The organism is Psychrobacter sp. APC 3279, from assembly GCF_030407795.1.
Taxonomy (GTDB): domain Bacteria; phylum Pseudomonadota; class Gammaproteobacteria; order Pseudomonadales; family Moraxellaceae; genus Psychrobacter.
On the sequence record NZ_JASDCR010000003.1, the window covers coordinates 73,939 to 90,693 of the forward strand.

11 protein-coding genes are annotated in these 16,755 nt (G+C 43.0%); 10 read left to right on the forward strand and 1 reads right to left on the reverse strand.

What is annotated here, in order from left to right:
• Positions 1-64: 64 nt before the first annotated feature.
• The 9 genes from QL898_RS02135 to QL898_RS02175 all read left to right on the forward strand — a co-directional run bounded on the left by QL898_RS02135 (position 65) and on the right by QL898_RS02175 (position 11,443).
• Positions 65-1,033, forward strand: coding sequence for a nicotinate-nicotinamide nucleotide adenylyltransferase (locus QL898_RS02135; RefSeq protein WP_290175631.1), 969 nt, complete (start codon positions 65-67; stop codon positions 1,031-1,033).
• Between the two features lie 131 nt (positions 1,034-1,164).
• Positions 1,165-1,578, forward strand: a complete 414-nt coding sequence (rsfS, locus tag QL898_RS02140) for a ribosome silencing factor (protein WP_102094660.1) — start codon at positions 1,165-1,167, stop codon at positions 1,576-1,578.
• Positions 1,579-1,938: 360 nt separating this feature from the next.
• Entirely contained in the window at positions 1,939-2,610 is a 672-nt protein-coding gene (locus QL898_RS02145; protein WP_290175705.1) for an MOSC domain-containing protein, read from the forward strand.
• A 157-nt stretch (positions 2,611-2,767) separates the two neighbouring features.
• Positions 2,768-4,120, forward strand: coding sequence for an APC family permease (locus QL898_RS02150; protein ID WP_290175632.1), 1,353 nt, complete (start codon positions 2,768-2,770; stop codon positions 4,118-4,120).
• 28 nt (positions 4,121-4,148) lie between these two features.
• Positions 4,149-5,030, forward strand: coding sequence for an N-acetylmuramoyl-L-alanine amidase (locus tag QL898_RS02155; RefSeq protein WP_290175633.1), 882 nt, complete (start codon positions 4,149-4,151; stop codon positions 5,028-5,030).
• A gap of 29 nt (positions 5,031-5,059) precedes the next feature.
• Positions 5,060-5,251: a hypothetical protein gene (locus QL898_RS02160; protein ID WP_134292352.1), complete on the forward strand. Its 192-nt coding sequence runs from the start codon at positions 5,060-5,062 to the stop codon at positions 5,249-5,251.
• A gap of 395 nt (positions 5,252-5,646) precedes the next feature.
• Positions 5,647-6,837: a glycine C-acetyltransferase gene (gene kbl, locus QL898_RS02165; protein WP_290175634.1), complete on the forward strand. Its 1,191-nt coding sequence runs from the start codon at positions 5,647-5,649 to the stop codon at positions 6,835-6,837.
• A gap of 235 nt (positions 6,838-7,072) precedes the next feature.
• A complete protein-coding gene (tdh, locus tag QL898_RS02170; RefSeq protein ID WP_290175635.1) occupies positions 7,073-8,098 on the forward strand; it encodes an L-threonine 3-dehydrogenase in 1,026 nt (341 codons plus the stop codon).
• Positions 8,099-8,341: 243 nt separating this feature from the next.
• Positions 8,342-11,443, forward strand: coding sequence for a histidine kinase (locus QL898_RS02175; protein ID WP_290175637.1), 3,102 nt, complete (start codon positions 8,342-8,344; stop codon positions 11,441-11,443).
• Between the two features lie 255 nt (positions 11,444-11,698).
• Here QL898_RS02175 and purL read toward each other — a convergent pair whose 3' ends face one another.
• The gene (gene purL, locus QL898_RS02180; RefSeq protein WP_290175638.1) at positions 11,699-15,730 is read right to left on the reverse strand and encodes a phosphoribosylformylglycinamidine synthase; all 4,032 of its coding nucleotides are present in this window, start codon (positions 15,728-15,730) and stop codon (positions 11,699-11,701) included.
• 484 nt (positions 15,731-16,214) lie between these two features.
• Here purL and QL898_RS02185 point away from each other — a divergent pair, with 484 nt between their 5' ends.
• Positions 16,215-16,709 carry a pyridoxamine 5'-phosphate oxidase family protein gene (locus QL898_RS02185; RefSeq protein WP_057758090.1) on the forward strand — a complete coding sequence of 165 codons (495 nt, stop codon included), beginning with the start codon at positions 16,215-16,217 and terminating at the stop codon, positions 16,707-16,709.
• Positions 16,710-16,755: the final 46 nt, after the last annotated feature.

A 16,755-nucleotide genomic window follows, 5' to 3' on the forward strand; every position in this document is an offset into this window, starting at 1 on the left:
AGAATGAGATGTACCAAAGAGAGCATACCCCTCATTCTTTTATTTGCATTTATTTATGCCAAATATGAGCAATAATTCTCAAGAAAAAACAACTGCCCCTGCCATCCGTGCCTATCTTGGCGGCTCATTTGATCCGGTACATCATGGTCACCTAGAAGTGGCTCTACACGTCTATCAGGACTTACTGCCACTCGCAAAGCAGCAAAACCGCCCCTTACATGTATTTTTATTACCCAATGCGCGCTCGCCGTTTAAAACGCAGAGCACAGATCCCGCTCATCGTTTGGCCATGTTGCAGCTCGCAACGAAAGACACGCCGATACAAATCAATGAGCTGGAGCTATGGCAAGCGCCGCCCGTCTACACGATTGATAGTGTACGCACACTCAGACAGCAATACCCTAATGATTGTTTGATATTTATCATGGGTATGGACAGCGCGCGCAGTTTGGATAAATGGAAAGATGGATTGCATCTCACTGACCATGTCAATTTATGGGTGTTTAATCGTCAGAGCAGTATTAATGTGAATGATGGCATTAGCGAAAAGTTTTCTGACAGTCTTATATCTTCTAAAAAGAAAATAGCGTCCGTACAAGATGTTAATTTCTTAAAAACGCTATTACCATTGTCATTGCAGCCCCATATAACAGACTCACCTATCGAGCTGTTAATTCCATCTACTCAGCACTCAACAGATAGCTCGAACTCAAACAGTACTAATCCAAATAACACTGATCCGACTAGCCCTGACTTAAAAAGCACTGACTTGAAAAACGCCAATCAAGGACGCATTTATATAGATTCGAGACCTATTATTGCGGTATCAAGCACACAAATACGTGAACAACTACAGAAACTAGACGATCAAACAAATAAAATGCCAGTCGCTCAACGGCAAATCGCATCTATCGCACCAATAAATGATATTATGAGCAATACTGAATCTAATCCATTAGCTAAATGGCTCAATCCTGCCGTTTATCACTATATTATCGCCCATCAGCTATATTCTGCTGCTCAATTCCGTTAAAATCGCCTTATCTATGTCATTTTGCCTATCCTGTCTCTATGCGTGACTGACAACATATGATCAGTCGGATAAGACAAATTGACGTTTTACCCCTTTATTTTATATATTTACGATTCAAGAGATTAAAATTTATGACCAACACCATGACTGCAGAACGCCTAACAGAATGCTTGACCCTAGTACAAAGCGCTCTAGATGATATGAAAGCAAAGAACATCACTGTAATGAATGTAGAAGACTTGACTGACGTAACAGAGCGCATCATCATCGCTGATGGTACCTCAAAGCGTCATGTACGTGCGATGGCTGATAGCGTCGGCGCTGAAGCTAAGCAAGCTGGTTTTATGCCACTTGGCCGTGAAGGCGGCATCGACTCTGACTGGACGTTGATTGATTTGGGCGCGGTTGTCGTCCACATGATGACGCCGCAAGCACGTGAGTTTTATGACCTAGAAGGCCTATGGTCATCACCTGAGCAGTTGGCTGAGCTGGTTGCTACGCCGCGCGAAAAGAAAACTGCGGGTCGTCGTAACAAAAACAAATAAGCTTGTCAGTAACGATATTCGTTCAAAATTAAGAAACGCTCCACCAAAAAGGCCAGAATACTTATTCTGGTCTTTTTTTATGTAAATTTTATGGTGATGAACCAGTATAATCAAATACATCATTGAGTACAGATAAGCTCATTTCATATCAATATTTATTAGCCACTAAAGTTAAACCGCCAAAATTAAGCCGCCTTAGCCTATTCATTCTACCTATTAGGAAACCATATGAGCGCAGAATCGATCACGTCATCACCTGAGCAAACCTTAACAAAATCGCCTGAGCAAACCCTAACAGACTTTAACCAAGACTTGCCCCTACATATCGCTACCCTCACTTGTGTCCGCGCTGGCAAATCTATGCCATTCGCCCGTGAAGAAATGAGCGCCATTGATAAAGCACCTATCAAATCTCCTGTCGCCGTCAACTTTATGGGCTTAACCACTGATGAACAGGCTGACCGTAAGCATCATGGTGGCCCACTCAAAGCCGTGCATCAGCTAGCGCCTGCGACGTATGCAAAAATTAATGCAGAATTCGGTTTAAAGGTTCGCGTCGGTACGCTAGGAGAAAACCTTACGACTGAAGCTGTCGATGGTCTGCCTGAAATGACCGAATCTACCGTTTGTATTGGTGATGTTTTTCAATATGGTGGGCATTTTGAAAACGGTCAAGACATTAGTAATGATGATGCTAGCGTTCAGTTACGTATCGTCCAACCGCGCCGCCCCTGCTACAAAATCAACGACCAGATTGGCCAATTTACCAAAGTACCAAATATCGCAGCATGGGTCAGCAAGCAAGGTATCTCTGGCTGGTATTTCCAAGTTGTACGCGATGGCGTTATAGACGCTGATTTACCTGTGTATTTGGTTGAGCGCCCTTATCCATTTGCGACACTTGAGACACTGTGGCAATTGGCAAACTCAAAAGAAAAGTTTGATGCTAATGTGATTGAACCGTGGCTCGCGATTGACTGTTTAGAGGACAGTTGGAAAAAGGTTCTGGCTAAAAAAATCCAACAGGATTGAAAAGGTAACACTCAACAAAAACCTTTAATATGACTTTTCTATTTATAAAAGATAGCCACTACCCTGCGTAATGGCGTCACAAGGTTTTTCATGTTCTATGTCAGCTCCATAATAAACACTCTCTCCTTCTCTATATTTGATTGTGAAGGAGCATTTCATGAGTGAGAAGACAGAAAGTATCAGCTACCTACAAGCGATAGCGATTAGCGTCGGTGCGATTATCGGCTGGGGCGCTTATGTCATGCCAGGCGACTTGTTTTTGCCACAGTCACAGCTATTAGGCTCTTCCGTCGCTATTATTATCGGTACTTTAGCCATCTATATGGTTGCGCGTGCCTATATTAATTTGCTGACCCAAACGCCAGAGAACGAGTCAGGCGGCATCTATTGGATTGAAAAATACATCAATCGCAATCATGCCTATATCTATGGTTGGGGCGTCACGATAGGCTATATCTCTATTATCGCGCTCAATATATCAGCCGTCGCTTTGCTACTGCGCTATCTGTTACCTAGTGGCTTACAATTAGGTTATCTGTATACGATTGCTGGTTGGGAAGTCTACGCCAGTGAGGTGTTTCTATGCAGCGCGGCTATTGTTTTGTTCAGTTATATCAATCTAAAAGGCGTACGAGTCGGTGCAAAAATCCAACTCTATATCGCCCTCTTTATGATTCTATCAGTCACCGCGCTGTTTTTTGCCTCGCTTTGGATGACACCAACGAACCAAGCATTTTTGCCAACTGATATGTCTAGCAGCTCCATCACCAGTCTGGCATGGTTACCTATCTTGGCCGTTATGCCGTGGGCGTATGTTGGTTTTGAAACCACACCGCAGATTTCAAAAGCGATTAGCGATTCAAAAACCAAGACCAAAAGTATTATCCTAATTTCACTCATCGCCGGTGTATTGTTTTACTTTTTAATCAACTACTTTACCGCGCTAAACATGAGCTTTGACTATCAAGCGATCAAAGACAGCCACTGGGCGACAGGTGAAGGCATAGACAATCGGATTGGCAGTATCGGCATCTGGCTGCTGTCGATCGCTATGATTGGCTCGATAATGAGCGGTATCAATGGCTTTATATTATCATCTGTCAAGCTTTTAGAGTCTATGGGCGACACGTCATTATTGCCTAGCGTATTTACAGATAAACACAACCAATTCAGTAAGCAAAAAACCGTTATATTGATATGCTTGGTGTGCCTACTCTCTCCTTGGCTAGGTAGAAACTATCTACTCGATATCGTGACAATGGCATCCTTAGGCATCACCGTTGGCTTTGCTTATGTCACGACCGCTGACCTCATCAATGAGCGAAAAAAGAAACAAGCAGGTTTACTAAATTACCTCTCTGTATTAATCAGTGTGGTCTTTATATCACTGTTGCTCTTACCGTTTTCGCCCGCCGCATTGTCATTCAATGCTTATGTCTTGCTGGGATTTTTTATTCTGCTTGGGGCAATTGGTTATAAAAAAATCGCAGTCAATCCTAACGTTAATTAACCGCAACTATTCCCACACAGAGCAATTCATGGCAAAAAACATTTCCTCGATTGCATTGGCTTCAGTACTAATATCGTGCCTTACGCTATCGCTCGTGGGCTGCGTATCAACGACAGCGCCGCGTTATGTCATCGATAGCGATAGCTACCAAGCGACTGGCAAAAGCGAACGCATCAAAACCATCGTCCTGCACTATACGGTCTCAGACAACGAGCGCTCGATAAAGACACTGACCACGGGCAATGTGAGCGCGCACTATCTAGTATTAGACAATGATGACAATAAAATCTATAACTTAGTGCCAGAGAGCGAGCGCGCATGGCATGCAGGTGATGGCGGCTTTGCAGGACGGACGATATTAAACGATACCTCTATCGGTATCGAGATCGTCAATAGCGGTATCAAGCCTGAATATCGAGACGCGTTAAAAAATGGCACGCTCGACTATCATCCTTATGAGCACTATGTCGCATTTGATGAGCTGCAGATTAAAAAAGTCGCACAACTGGTGCAAGATATCGCCACGCGCTATGACATCTCACCGAAGAATATCATTGGTCACTCCGATATGGCACCCTCGCGCAAGATAGACCCTGGTGCCAAATTCCCGTGGGAACGGCTATATTTCGATTACGGTATTGGCGCTTGGTATGATGAGTTTGATAAGCAGTTCTTTATGAATCAAAATGGATTTGCGTCGGCAACGATACCTGAAATTAAGCAAGCGTTTCGCAAGTATGGCTATCAAATCAACGACACTGATACGTGGGACAAGGCCAGTCGCGATGTCGTCTATGCGTTTCAGCTACACTTCAGAGCGCAGCAGCCAACGGGGAATATGGATAGCGAGACCTATGCGATATTGCAGGCACTAAATAAAAAGTATGCTGGTCGGGATGATTTTTATTAAAGAATACAGACTATCAGGAGACATAAGTCATGAATAATTCTCAAAAAGATGAGCAAGACGATCTGCAACAGTATCTAGAAGAAAAAGCCAAGCAAGAGCAGGAAAAGAAAGAGGAACAAGAACCTGAGCCGCTCTCTGCCTATGATGCTTGTGTGCTAAAGGAAAGTGCCAAGATTCATGAGTTGATCGCTGAGGCTCAGAAGCGTCCCAAAGATGACTAACTGGATAGACGGTACTTACCAACCCTTACCAATCAAGAATATATAAATGCGCAAGTTGATGTCTTATGCTTGAGTAGACATAGTTAAACCGCTATGAGATCAACACTACAACTAAACAGCACTATATCACTTTATAAAAGAAGGCCTATCTACCGACTATTTAGGCTATTTATTGCGATAGGCTAATGATAAAATCACCGCTCACAAGGTTATAGATAGTATCACTGCTCGCACCATCTCATTGGCTTCCCGCATCTTTGGTTTTATCGTTGATTTTAATGATGGCTAAGATGCTGCGCAGATTTGATAGCTTGGCTTTGATAGCTTAGTTCTATGACCAGTCTCAATATTTTTATTATCAAACGAACACCAATAATACTAAAAAAGGAATATTTATGTATCAAGCCTTTCAAAAACACCTACAACAAGAAATCAGCGATATACGCGCGGCAGGACTGTATAAAAACGAGCGCGTGATCACCTCCCCGCAAGATGCGCTCATCAAGATTGCCGATGGCCGTGAGATGCTTAACTTCTGTGCCAATAATTACCTTGGATTGTCTGACCATCCTGAGATTAAAAAGGCAGCTATCGGGGCTATTGAAAACTCAGGTTATGGCATGTCATCGGTGCGGTTTATCTGTGGTACGCAAGATTTGCATAAGCAATTAGAAGCAGCGATTTCTAAGTTTTTTAACACCGAAGATACCATTCTTTATGCGGCCTGTTTCGATGCCAATGGCGGTGCCTTTGAGCCGCTGCTAACCAGTGAAGATGCCATTATTTCTGATTCGTTAAATCATGCCTCAATCATCGACGGCGTGCGCCTGTGTAAAGCGGCGCGTTATCGCTACGCCAATGCGGATATGCAAGATTTAGAGACTCAATTGCAAGCCGCGCAAGCACAGCGTTTTCGTTTGATTGTGACCGATGGTGTCTTTTCGATGGATGGTAACGTAGCGCCTATGGATGAGATTTATGCGTTGGCACAAAAATATGATGCCATGGTCATGATTGATGAATCACATTCAGCAGGCGTGGTCGGTCGCACTGGTGGCGGCGTGACTGAATTGTTTGATCTACGTGGCGATATTGAGCTAATCACTGGTACGTTAGGCAAGGCGTTTGGCGGTGCTATTGGCGGCTTTACCACGGGTAAAAAAGAAATGATTGAGATGCTGCGTCAACGCTCACGCCCGTATCTGTTTTCAAACTCTATTCCTCCTATGGTGGCTGCCGCTGGAGTAAAAGCGTTTGAGATGCTAGCGCAAGACAATACCTTACAAGACCAATTGCATGAAAATACCGCCTATTTTGTGAAGCAAATGCAAGATGCAGGCTTCGATATTAAGCCTACCGAATCGGCCATTTGTGCGGTGATGCTCTATGACGCCAATGTCTCGCAACAAATGGCAGACGCACTGCTTGAAGAAGGCATTTATGTGATCGGTTTCTTCTATCCTGTCGTACCCAAAAATGAAGCTCGCATTCGTGTGCAGCTTTCTGCTGCTCATACTCGCGAGCAGCTCGACCAGTGTATCGCCGCCTTTATCAAAGTCGCCAAGCAAATGAAAGTGATTGATTAAGCGTCGTTCGGTATTTATCTAGGGCGTGTCCTCAATTCAAACGAGTGTTCTCTAAATGGGCTAAAAACAGCTAAATTTTGCCAAACATCGTCAAATAGTTGGTCAATATCTCGATATTATCTGCACTATTTTCCTCGTTTGACGGCAATTTATCTCATTTTTATCACCATTTTTAAAATGAGAACACACCCCAGATTCAACCATGAAATGCAACACCGTTAAATAAGAGACAAGTATGAAAGCACTGGTTAAAGCCCATGATAAAAAAGGCATCTGGATGCAAGACGTGCCAGAACCGACCGTCGGCATCAATGACGTTAAAATAAAAATTAAAAAAACCGCCATCTGTGGCACAGATTTGCACATTTATAAGTGGGATGAGTGGTCACAAAAGACCATAAAAACGCCGATGATTATCGGACATGAATACGTCGGTGTCATTAGTGAAATGGGCGATGGCGTCAAGCATCTTGAAGTAGGTGACCGAGTCACTGGCGAAGGACACATCGCTTGCGGGCATTGCCGTAACTGCCGCCGTGGTAAGCTGCATGTGTGCGAAAACACCATCGGTGTGGGCGTCGACCGCGATGGCGCGTTTGCCGAATATTTGGTGATACCTGCCGACAATGTTATCAAACTCGATGAGCGTATCAGCGATGAGATGGCAGCCATTATGGATCCATTTGGTAATGCCACGCATACCGCATTGTCATTCCCTGTCCTTGGTGAAGATGTTCTAATCACGGGTGCAGGTCTGATTGGTTCGATGGCAACAGCGATTTGCCGTTTCGCTGGGGCACGTAATATTGTGGTCAGTGATATTAGTGATTACCGTCTAGAGCTTGCCAAAAAAATGGGCGCGACGATGACCATCAACCCAGCCAAAGGTGAAACCATCGAAGGCGCTATCGATACCTTGAAAATGCACGGCTTTGATATTGGGCTTGAGATGTCAGGCTCGCCTCAGGCCTTTGATTCGATGATTAGTAACATGTATAACGGCTCTAAAATTGCGCTCTTGGGCATTTTGCCTAACACCACCACGGTGGATTGGAGCAAGATTATCTTTAAGGCGTTAACCCTAAAGGGTATTTATGGGCGCGAGATGTGGGAGACGTGGTATCAGATGGAGCAGATGCTGATTAGCGGTATTGATTTGACGCCAATCATTACCCATCGCATGCACATCGATGACTTCCAAGAAGGCTTTGATATCATGGAAAGTGGGCAATGCGGTAAAGTGATTTTAAGCTGGGATTGATCTTAGTGATTCAGCATTTCAGGAGTCGTGGTTAGGGTTTACATTATCACGACTTATAAAACGGCGCTGATTTCAGTGCCTTTTTTTTTTGGGTATGAAAGAGTGATGAGAGAGATAAAGGATGAATAGTTAGGTGAAAATATTTTTATCCGCTAATCATGCGTTTACGGTAAAATCAACCTATGTTGATAAATGATGCAAAACTAAAACGTCTTACGTAAAAGATAATAAAAGGGACTTACCATGAGCGCAGGCTTAATCAAACACCTAAGAAAGAAGACTGATGAAGACAGCAATACCAAAATATTGATGTCGCAATGGGAGTTTGATGAAAAGCTCGTCGGTAAGTCGCTTGAGAATGTGGGTAGTTATTACCCACACTTTAGTAGTCATAACGAATCGCACTCTCAGCAAATCCTCGTCAATATCGAGCGTCTGTTAGGTAGCAATATTGAAAAACTGACAGCGACAGATACATGGTTAATTCTGGAAGCGGCTTACTGGCATGATATCGGTATGCTGTTCAATGCAGATGAAGTTCAAAAAGTCTTTGAAGAAGATGACTTTAAAGAGTATGTCGAAAGCCTAGCTAATGATAATACGCAAGACTTACATGAATTTGCAAAAGTGTGGCATGAAAATGGTTGGAATAAAGCACTGGTTAATCACTCAGACCCACATACAGGCGTAGAAAAATATCGTCAAATGATCGCTGAATGGTATCGCCGTGGTCATGCCAAAAACTCAAATTCAGTGGTTTTAGATCCTTTTGAGAAACTTGGTATTAGCTCTCCTCGCACTGAACTCCTCCCGAAACGTATCTATCGTTATCTTGGTCAAATATGCTGGGCGCACGGGCTTGGTTTTGATGATTACGTGATGAAAACATTACCTTTTCGACAAACGGGCATGGGTACAGAAAATTGCCACCCTCGTTTTGTCGCTTGCTTGCTACGTTTAGGCGACTTATTTGATATCGATGACAACCGCTTTTGTCCAGTCATGGCAAGACAAGTCGGCAATATGCCATCGTTTAGTGAAACGCATAAGCATAAGCATCAAGCCATTCGTGAGTTTCAGCTAGATAATGAAACGGTTAGCATAACAGCTATTTGTAGTACGGAAATGGCATATATTGAATGTCGCAATTGGTTTGACTGGATTCGTGAAGAGATTCAAAATCAAATGTCACAGTGGAAAAACATCGTTCCTAGTCGTGAGTTTGGCTTACTCCCAACTATCAATAAACTTGATGTCGAAATGACTGACAAAAAGATTTTACTTAACGATAAACCGATGAAATTCTCATTGGATGAAAAGAAAGTTATCGAGTTATTACAAGGCAACAACTTGTATCATGGTATGGGTGACGTAATTAGAGAGCTTCTACAAAATGCGTTAGACGCTACGTTTATTAGAGTATGGAACGATATCAAACAGAATCCTATCAAACGAACGGCACTTGAGAATGGGAATCCATATCATGCTGATGTTATTGCAATACTTAAAGACTATCCCATTCATTTGAATATCGATTTAATAAAAACCACACACGAATTCGAAAATATATGGAAGTTAAGCATTGTTGATAAAGGTACTGGAATAAGCTTAGAAGATTTAAACCATATGCAATATATGGGAGGTTCGAGCAAAAATATACGCAAGCTTAAGAATATTAGAGAAATGCCTTTATGGATGCAACCGTCTGGTACGTTTGGTATTGGGCTTCATAGTGCATTTTTACTGCATAAAAAGCTACCTCATGAATATCAAACACTAAAATTCGTCACTAAAAGTATTATTACTCACGATGCATTGGAAGTTAAACTGAACTCTCCTTTAGGTAGGGATGATGGTTATTGCTTCATTGAAAAAATAGAGGATAATTTTTCTAGTCAATATGGAACAACTACGGAAACTTATTTTTTAACTAACACCCCTCTATCATCAATTATTGGTATGGATGAAAGAAGGTTGGAATGCCCACCTCAGGAACTCGGACTATCATATATTCTTAATGATTTATTTATTCGAGAATATCCTAAGATTTACTTGGATGAGAAAATAAAAGACCGTATAGATAACGACCCTTTATATAATTCATCAATTACCCTATGGTTAGATGAAAAAATATCTTGGCTGAATTTTAAAAGTTACAGTTTAGCTATCCAAGTCAAGATAGATGATACTATCTGTAAAAATACAGATGAAGGCCATTATAGCTCTTATCATCTTTTTAGAGGTCAAGAAATACATCCTACTCGAGATAACCATCAGTTTTTGAATTTAAGTCATGAGACAATACTCTATTTAGATGTATATGGGGACTCCAAGCAGTTTGTTTCGATAAACAGGAGTGCATGGCGAGACTCTTCTATTATGAGCGTAATAAATGATATAAAAGAAGTAATTCAGTCTAATAACGTTAGCTCTAACAACTATCCGGAACTTATTCACGGGTTTAAATATAATAAGAAACTTGGCTTCGAAACTCTAAAAGACCTCATTAGAAATAAAGGTTTTAATAGTAATCATATAGAAGAAATCAAGTTCAACGATAATTATCATCTCTCTGAAGTTCTAGATATACCGATTTTCTTATCTGTGGATAATGTAAATAGTGATTCAGTTTCCAATGCATTAAAGAGTTCATTTAACTTATCTGAGATTAATGTATACCCTGAATTTAATGATTTATACTCAAAGGCTGCTCTAAACTACTTTTCAAAAAACAACTATATTATTTATGAAATAGAAAAGATAAATATAAACGATGAGTATAGCTATAAATCTAAAGTAGCCCTATTTTTCGTTAAAAAAGGACACTCTATATATGATGAGTCTAGAGAGTTTTTTAGTTTAGGAAACTTTGAATGTCAAAGAATAACAGTATTGGATAATAAAGAACTAATTTTTGAAGATCCTTATAAAGTTTCTGCTTATAGTCTTAATTTCCTAAGTGAGATTCTTGAACCTACGAGTATTTTACTTAATGAGCAGGTCATTCTTATTAGCGATACTTACGATGACTATCATATTTTTAGAAAATTTAAGCAACTTGTTACAGAGACGAGAACTGACTACTCCTTATATAGTTTTGATACTGATGATGTAGAAAAAGGAATAATCTTTCCATTTTTCATTGAATCAGGTGCAATACAGCTACATGACTTAGATAAGATTACAGAGTATATTTATAAGAATAACGAACATAGTCATATATCTATCGAAGATTTAAAGAGAAAGTATAGAGAATTAATAGAAGTAATTAGAAATTTTACTAGTGAGTCTAAAAACGAGTTATGGAAAGATTTTTTTCAGGACTATAACCCTAATTCAATCTAAAATTAGAGGAGCGGTTTAGCCCTGATTGTAGCGGATATACTTGGTTGATCACTGGGTTGCGGGGGCTTGGCTAGAGGTGGTCGCTCGAATGTTGGAGCACCTCTCGCCTTAGCCACCGCCCCAGTGGACGACCAAGATAGTAGCGAAAAGCAGGATTAGCTCCCTATTTTAAAAACCCAAATTCTAGACACAAAAAAGGTGAGCATTACGCTCACCTTTTTTTATATTTGCAACAATACTCTAAACCAACTTAGCCTATCTAAACCAAGCGCGGGCGTTACGGAACATACGCATCCACGCGCCGTCTTCATCCCACTCTTCTGGTTTCCAGCTATGGTTATACGCTTTTAGGTTACGCTCAGGATGCGGCATCATAATCGTCACACGACCATCAGTGCTACACAGACCCGTGACACCGCCGAGCGAGCCGTTTGGATTGAGCGGATAGGTTTCGGTTGGATGACCTTGGCTATCGACATAACGCATCGCTAGCTGACCGTGGTTTGCCATACCGTCGATTTCGGTATTGTCTAGTGTGGCATAGCCTTCACCATGCGCCACCGCGATTGGCAAGATACTGTCTTGCATACCTTTGAACAGGATCGACTTGGTACGCTCGATTTTGACATTGACAGTACGCGCTTCAAATCGAGCTGATTTGTTAGCGACGAAACGTGGAAAGTTTTCTGCACCTGGGATGAGGTTTTTTAACTGAGCCATCATCTGGCAACCATTACAGACACCCAAGCTAAAGGTATCAGGACGGGCAAAGAAGCGCACAAACTGCATGCGTAGCTCGTCATGGAACAAGATAGAGTTCGCCCAGCCAGAGCCTGCGCCGAGTACATCACCATAACTAAAGCCACCACAAGCGACCAAACCGTCGAAGTCACGTAGGTTGATACGACCACTGAGTAGGTCACTCATGTGGACATCGACCGCTTCAAAGCCAGCTTGGGTAAAGCCTGCTGCCATTTCCGTCTGACCGTTGACGCCTTGCTCACGCAGGATAGCGACTCTTGGTTTATTGTCACGACTCGCTAAATATGGCGCTTCAACCTTTTGATTCAGATCAAAGTTTGGTGCAGCGATAAGACCTTTATGGCTCGCGTCGCTAATCAAGTCATACTCTTGCTGTACGCAGGCTGGATTATCACGGCGACGCGCGATTTGATAGCTGACCTGCGTCCACGCTTGCTGTAATTCAGCACGGCTAAAGCGTAAGGTGTCATCACCCATGAGCGTTGGCGTTTGGATTAGTAAGCTGTCTTCTTCAGAGCTTTGACCGACGAGGCTTAGCATATCGCTGACGTTGTTTTGCTCTGCCAATTGCATTAGAGCCGCGACGTTTTCTGGCAATACTTGGATGACCGCGCCCAACTCTTCGCTGAACAGCTGACCGAGTAAGTTGTCATCATTTAATGACAGCTTGATACCCTGACGGCTGGTGAACTGCATTTCTGCGATGGTCGCTAATAGACCGCCATCACCGATATCGTGATAGGCACTGATGACACCTTGCTCATTACCCGCTTGGATAAAGTTAAAGAAGTCGATCAAGTCGCTTGGTTGCGCTAAATCTGGGCAATCGTTACCCAATTGGCTAAGTGTTTGCGCAAGGATTGAACCGCCTAAACGCAATTTACCTTTTGACAAGTCAATACGGTAGAACGCGCTATCGCCATTGATTAGCTCAGGGGTTAGCGTTTTTGCGACATCAACGACAGGCGCAAACGCCGTCACGACCAAACTCATTGGTGACACAACTGACTTGTCTTTATTTTCACTATTCTCGTTGGCATTGTCAGTCCAGTTAGCACGCATCGATAGCGAGTCTTTACCGACTGGGATAGCGATACCGAGTGCTGGGCATAGCTCTTCACCGACGGCATGTACCGCGTCGAACAATGCAGCATCTTCTACGTCATCACCACACGCGGCCATCCAGTTCGCTGACATCGTGATATCAGACAATTGAGCGATACGCGCACCAGCGATGTTAGTAATCGCTTCACCGACCGCTAGACGCGCAGAGGCTTTTGGACTGATAAGCGCAACAGGCGTACGCTCACCGACACTCATGGCTTCGCCAGTCATTGGCTGACCATCTAGCGCCACCAAGCCAGAAGCCGTCACCGCACAATCTGATACAGGCACTTGATAGCGACCCACATACTGATCACGCACGACCATACCCGTGATAGAACGGTCACCAATGCTAATCAAGAATGATTTGCTAGCGACAGTTGGGTGACGCAATACATCGGTGATTGATTCGGCTAAGTTGACATCGCCAAGCTCTAATGCTGGTAACGTGCCCTCAGTACGCTCAAAGCTGCGCTGCATTTTCGGTGTACCGCCGAGCAGTACTTGCATCGGCATATCGACTGGTTGCTCATCCAACAGCTCATCATCAACGATTAGCTGACGGATATCCGTCGCCTCGCCCAAGATGGCATATGGGCAGCGCTCACGGGCACAGATCGCATCGAACTGATCTTTGCTCTCTGGGCGAATCGCTAGCACATAACGCTCTTGCGCTTCGTTTGACCAGATAGCCATTGGTGACATGCCAGCTTCTAACGATGGAATCTTACGCAAGTTCAGATGCGCGCCCATTTCATGGTCATTGACCAGTTCTGGCATAGCATTAGACAGACCACCTGCCCCTACATCATGTAGTGAAACGATTGGGTTGCCGTCTTTACTGTTATTGCTTACATCGACATCATCGCCCGACTCTTCATTACCAGCTAAGGCCCAGCAGCGATCAAGGACTTCTTGGCAACGACGCTCCATCTCAGCGTTATCGCGCTGAACTGAGGCAAAGTCTAAGCCTTCATCAAGGTCACCACTATCGACTGACGATGCGGCACCGCCGCCCAGACCGATTTGCATCGCAGGGCCACCAAGAACAATTAGCAAATCGCCTTTTTTGATTGCATTTTTTTCAATCAGATTGCGTTTGATATTGCCGTAACCACCTGCCAGCATGATTGGCTTATGATAGCCACGCATCTCGCTACCGTCTTTTGCCGCAGAAGTGTCTAGCTGAAAACTACGGAAGTAACCGCATAGGTTTGGACGACCAAACTCGTTTGAGAAATTGGCTGAGCCTAATGGCGCTTCGGTCATGATCTCAAGGCTGGTTGCCATACGATCTGGCGTACCATAATCCTGCGTGCTCAACTGACCTGACTGCTCCCACTTTTCGCTAAGCTCTGGGATATGCAAATGTGACACGTGGAATCCTGTTAGACCCGCTTTTGGCTTACCACCGCGACCAGTCGCGCCTTCGTCACGAATCTCACCGCCCGCACCTGTTGCCGCACCCGAATACGGGGCAATCGCTGTCGGATGATTGTGCGTCTCAACTTTCATTAAGATATCGATGTTTTCTTGATGAAAGTCGTAAGGATGGATTGAATTGGCATCCATCGCGTCGGTTGGAATAGGATAAAAACGCATGCCGTCAGACCCTGCCATGACCGCGGCGTTGTCTTTATAGGCTGATAAGATACCTTGTGGGTTCGACTGGTACGTGTTTTTAATCATTTGGAACAGTGACTTTGGCTGCACTTCACCATCGACTGTCCATTGGGCATTAAAGATCTTATGACGGCAATGCTCTGAGTTTGCTTGTGCAAACATCATCAGCTCAACGTCAGTTGGGTTGCGTTTCAACTCATTGACATAGGCATTCATCAGATAATCAATATCTTCACTTGATAACGCAAAGCCGAACTCGGTATTGGCCGACTCTAGCGCTGCCTGACCTTGTCCGATCACATCAACATGGTTCAATGAGGCTGGCGCTTGATCGTCAAACAATTTGCTGACATCGCTCAAATCATAAACCAAGCTCTGAGTCATACGGTCAAACAATAACTGCTCAGCGTCTACTGGTAGTTTTTCGCCTGCGTCACCGTCTATTTTTTCATCGAGGGTTAACGTATAAACGACGACACGCTCAACACGATTGATCTCGATTTCACAGTTATTAAAGATATCTGTCGCTTTACTTGCCCATGGCGATATCGTACCAAAACGTGGCCCAACGATGACTTGTAATTGGTTGTCTTGCGGCGCATCTAGCGTTGCTGACTGGTCAACCGCCAGTAAATCTAGCGCTTTTTTATGTTCATCACCAGATAGCTCTCGTGATAGCACATACACTTGCTGTGTACTTATTTGACTGACATTTAGCTCGGTTTTTTGCTGAAACTGACTGATGAGTTGCTGCGTCTGAAAATCGGTAAGAAACGGTTGTCCGGCGATGGTCATCATAAAGGCATAATCCGTAAGATCAAGGCATCTCTGCCATGCTAAGTAAATGGTCTGGGTATTATAACAAGAAGACCTGTAATAAGCAGGTCTAAACCAAGATAAATTGCCGATAAGTTGCATTCTATCGCGACTTACTATTTGCAAATCGATAATTCAAAAAAGTATCTTTTTAGGTCGTTTTTGAATTATCCATCGAAAAATAGAACGCTCAAACCTACGCTGTCACAATTTTTACCTAACCTTCATATTCCTTACAAACACTCACATCGCATTACTGGGAACCTATATAAATATAGGGTGACAACTCGGTATTCTAGTCTCAGTTGTCAAGGCGACGATGACGTTTAACCTTTACATATATATTTAAGAGTTAAACATATCTAGCCTAAAGAAAAATTACTATAAATAATCAACTGTTCAATTCGGCTAATTAAAACAATGCTATATAAGCTCAATTAAAACACTATAAAAAAGGAAATTTATTATGAGTAGACAAGACCATATCGATAAAGTACAAGAACTGGTAAAAGAAGTGAAATTTGCCATGATGACCACTCGTACTCATGAAGGCCATTTACATGCCTGCCCAATGACCACTAGCGAGACGAGCATTGGCGCAAAAGAGATTTGGTTTATTGGTGATAAAACCACTGAGACCATCAAAGATATTGAAAAAGACCCACAAGTAAACTTGGCCTATGTCAGTCAAGATTCAAAAGATTATGTCTCAATTAACGGTAAAGCAGAATTGGTCGAAGACCAAGAGAAACTAGATGAGCTATGGTCGCCAATTTACAATGCATTTTATGAGCAAGGTAAAGAAGATCCAAATGTCCAGTTAATCAAAGTCGTCCCACATGGTGCCGAGTACTGGTTAAGCGGTAGCTCAGTCGTCAACATGTTTAAAATGACCACTGCTGCGGTAATGGATGGCAAAAAAGCGACTAACTTGGGTGAAAACAACTCAGTGACGCTATAAGTTGTCTGATTTATAAGTAGCAAAAACAAAAACGCCAGTGGCTAAT

Excerpts from the sequence above, each read along its gene's own strand:
- QL898_RS02185 (WP_057758090.1), top strand. The coding sequence starts at position 16,215 with ATGAGTAGACAAGACCATATCGATAAAGTACAAGAACTGGTAAAAGAA.
- QL898_RS02155 (WP_290175633.1), top strand. The coding sequence starts at position 4,149 with ATGGCAAAAAACATTTCCTCGATTGCATTGGCTTCAGTACTAATATCG.
- QL898_RS02135 (WP_290175631.1), top strand. The coding sequence starts at position 65 with ATGAGCAATAATTCTCAAGAAAAAACAACTGCCCCTGCCATCCGTGCC.
- kbl (WP_290175634.1), top strand. The coding sequence starts at position 5,647 with ATGTATCAAGCCTTTCAAAAACACCTACAACAAGAAATCAGCGATATA.
- QL898_RS02160 (WP_134292352.1), top strand. The coding sequence starts at position 5,060 with ATGAATAATTCTCAAAAAGATGAGCAAGACGATCTGCAACAGTATCTA.
- QL898_RS02145 (WP_290175705.1), top strand. The coding sequence starts at position 1,939 with ATGCCATTCGCCCGTGAAGAAATGAGCGCCATTGATAAAGCACCTATC.
- tdh (WP_290175635.1), top strand. The coding sequence starts at position 7,073 with ATGAAAGCACTGGTTAAAGCCCATGATAAAAAAGGCATCTGGATGCAA.
- rsfS (WP_102094660.1), top strand. The coding sequence starts at position 1,165 with ATGACCAACACCATGACTGCAGAACGCCTAACAGAATGCTTGACCCTA.
- QL898_RS02150 (WP_290175632.1), top strand. The coding sequence starts at position 2,768 with ATGAGTGAGAAGACAGAAAGTATCAGCTACCTACAAGCGATAGCGATT.
- QL898_RS02175 (WP_290175637.1), top strand. The coding sequence starts at position 8,342 with ATGAGCGCAGGCTTAATCAAACACCTAAGAAAGAAGACTGATGAAGAC.
- purL (WP_290175638.1), bottom strand. The coding sequence starts at position 15,730 with ATGATGACCATCGCCGGACAACCGTTTCTTACCGATTTTCAGACGCAG.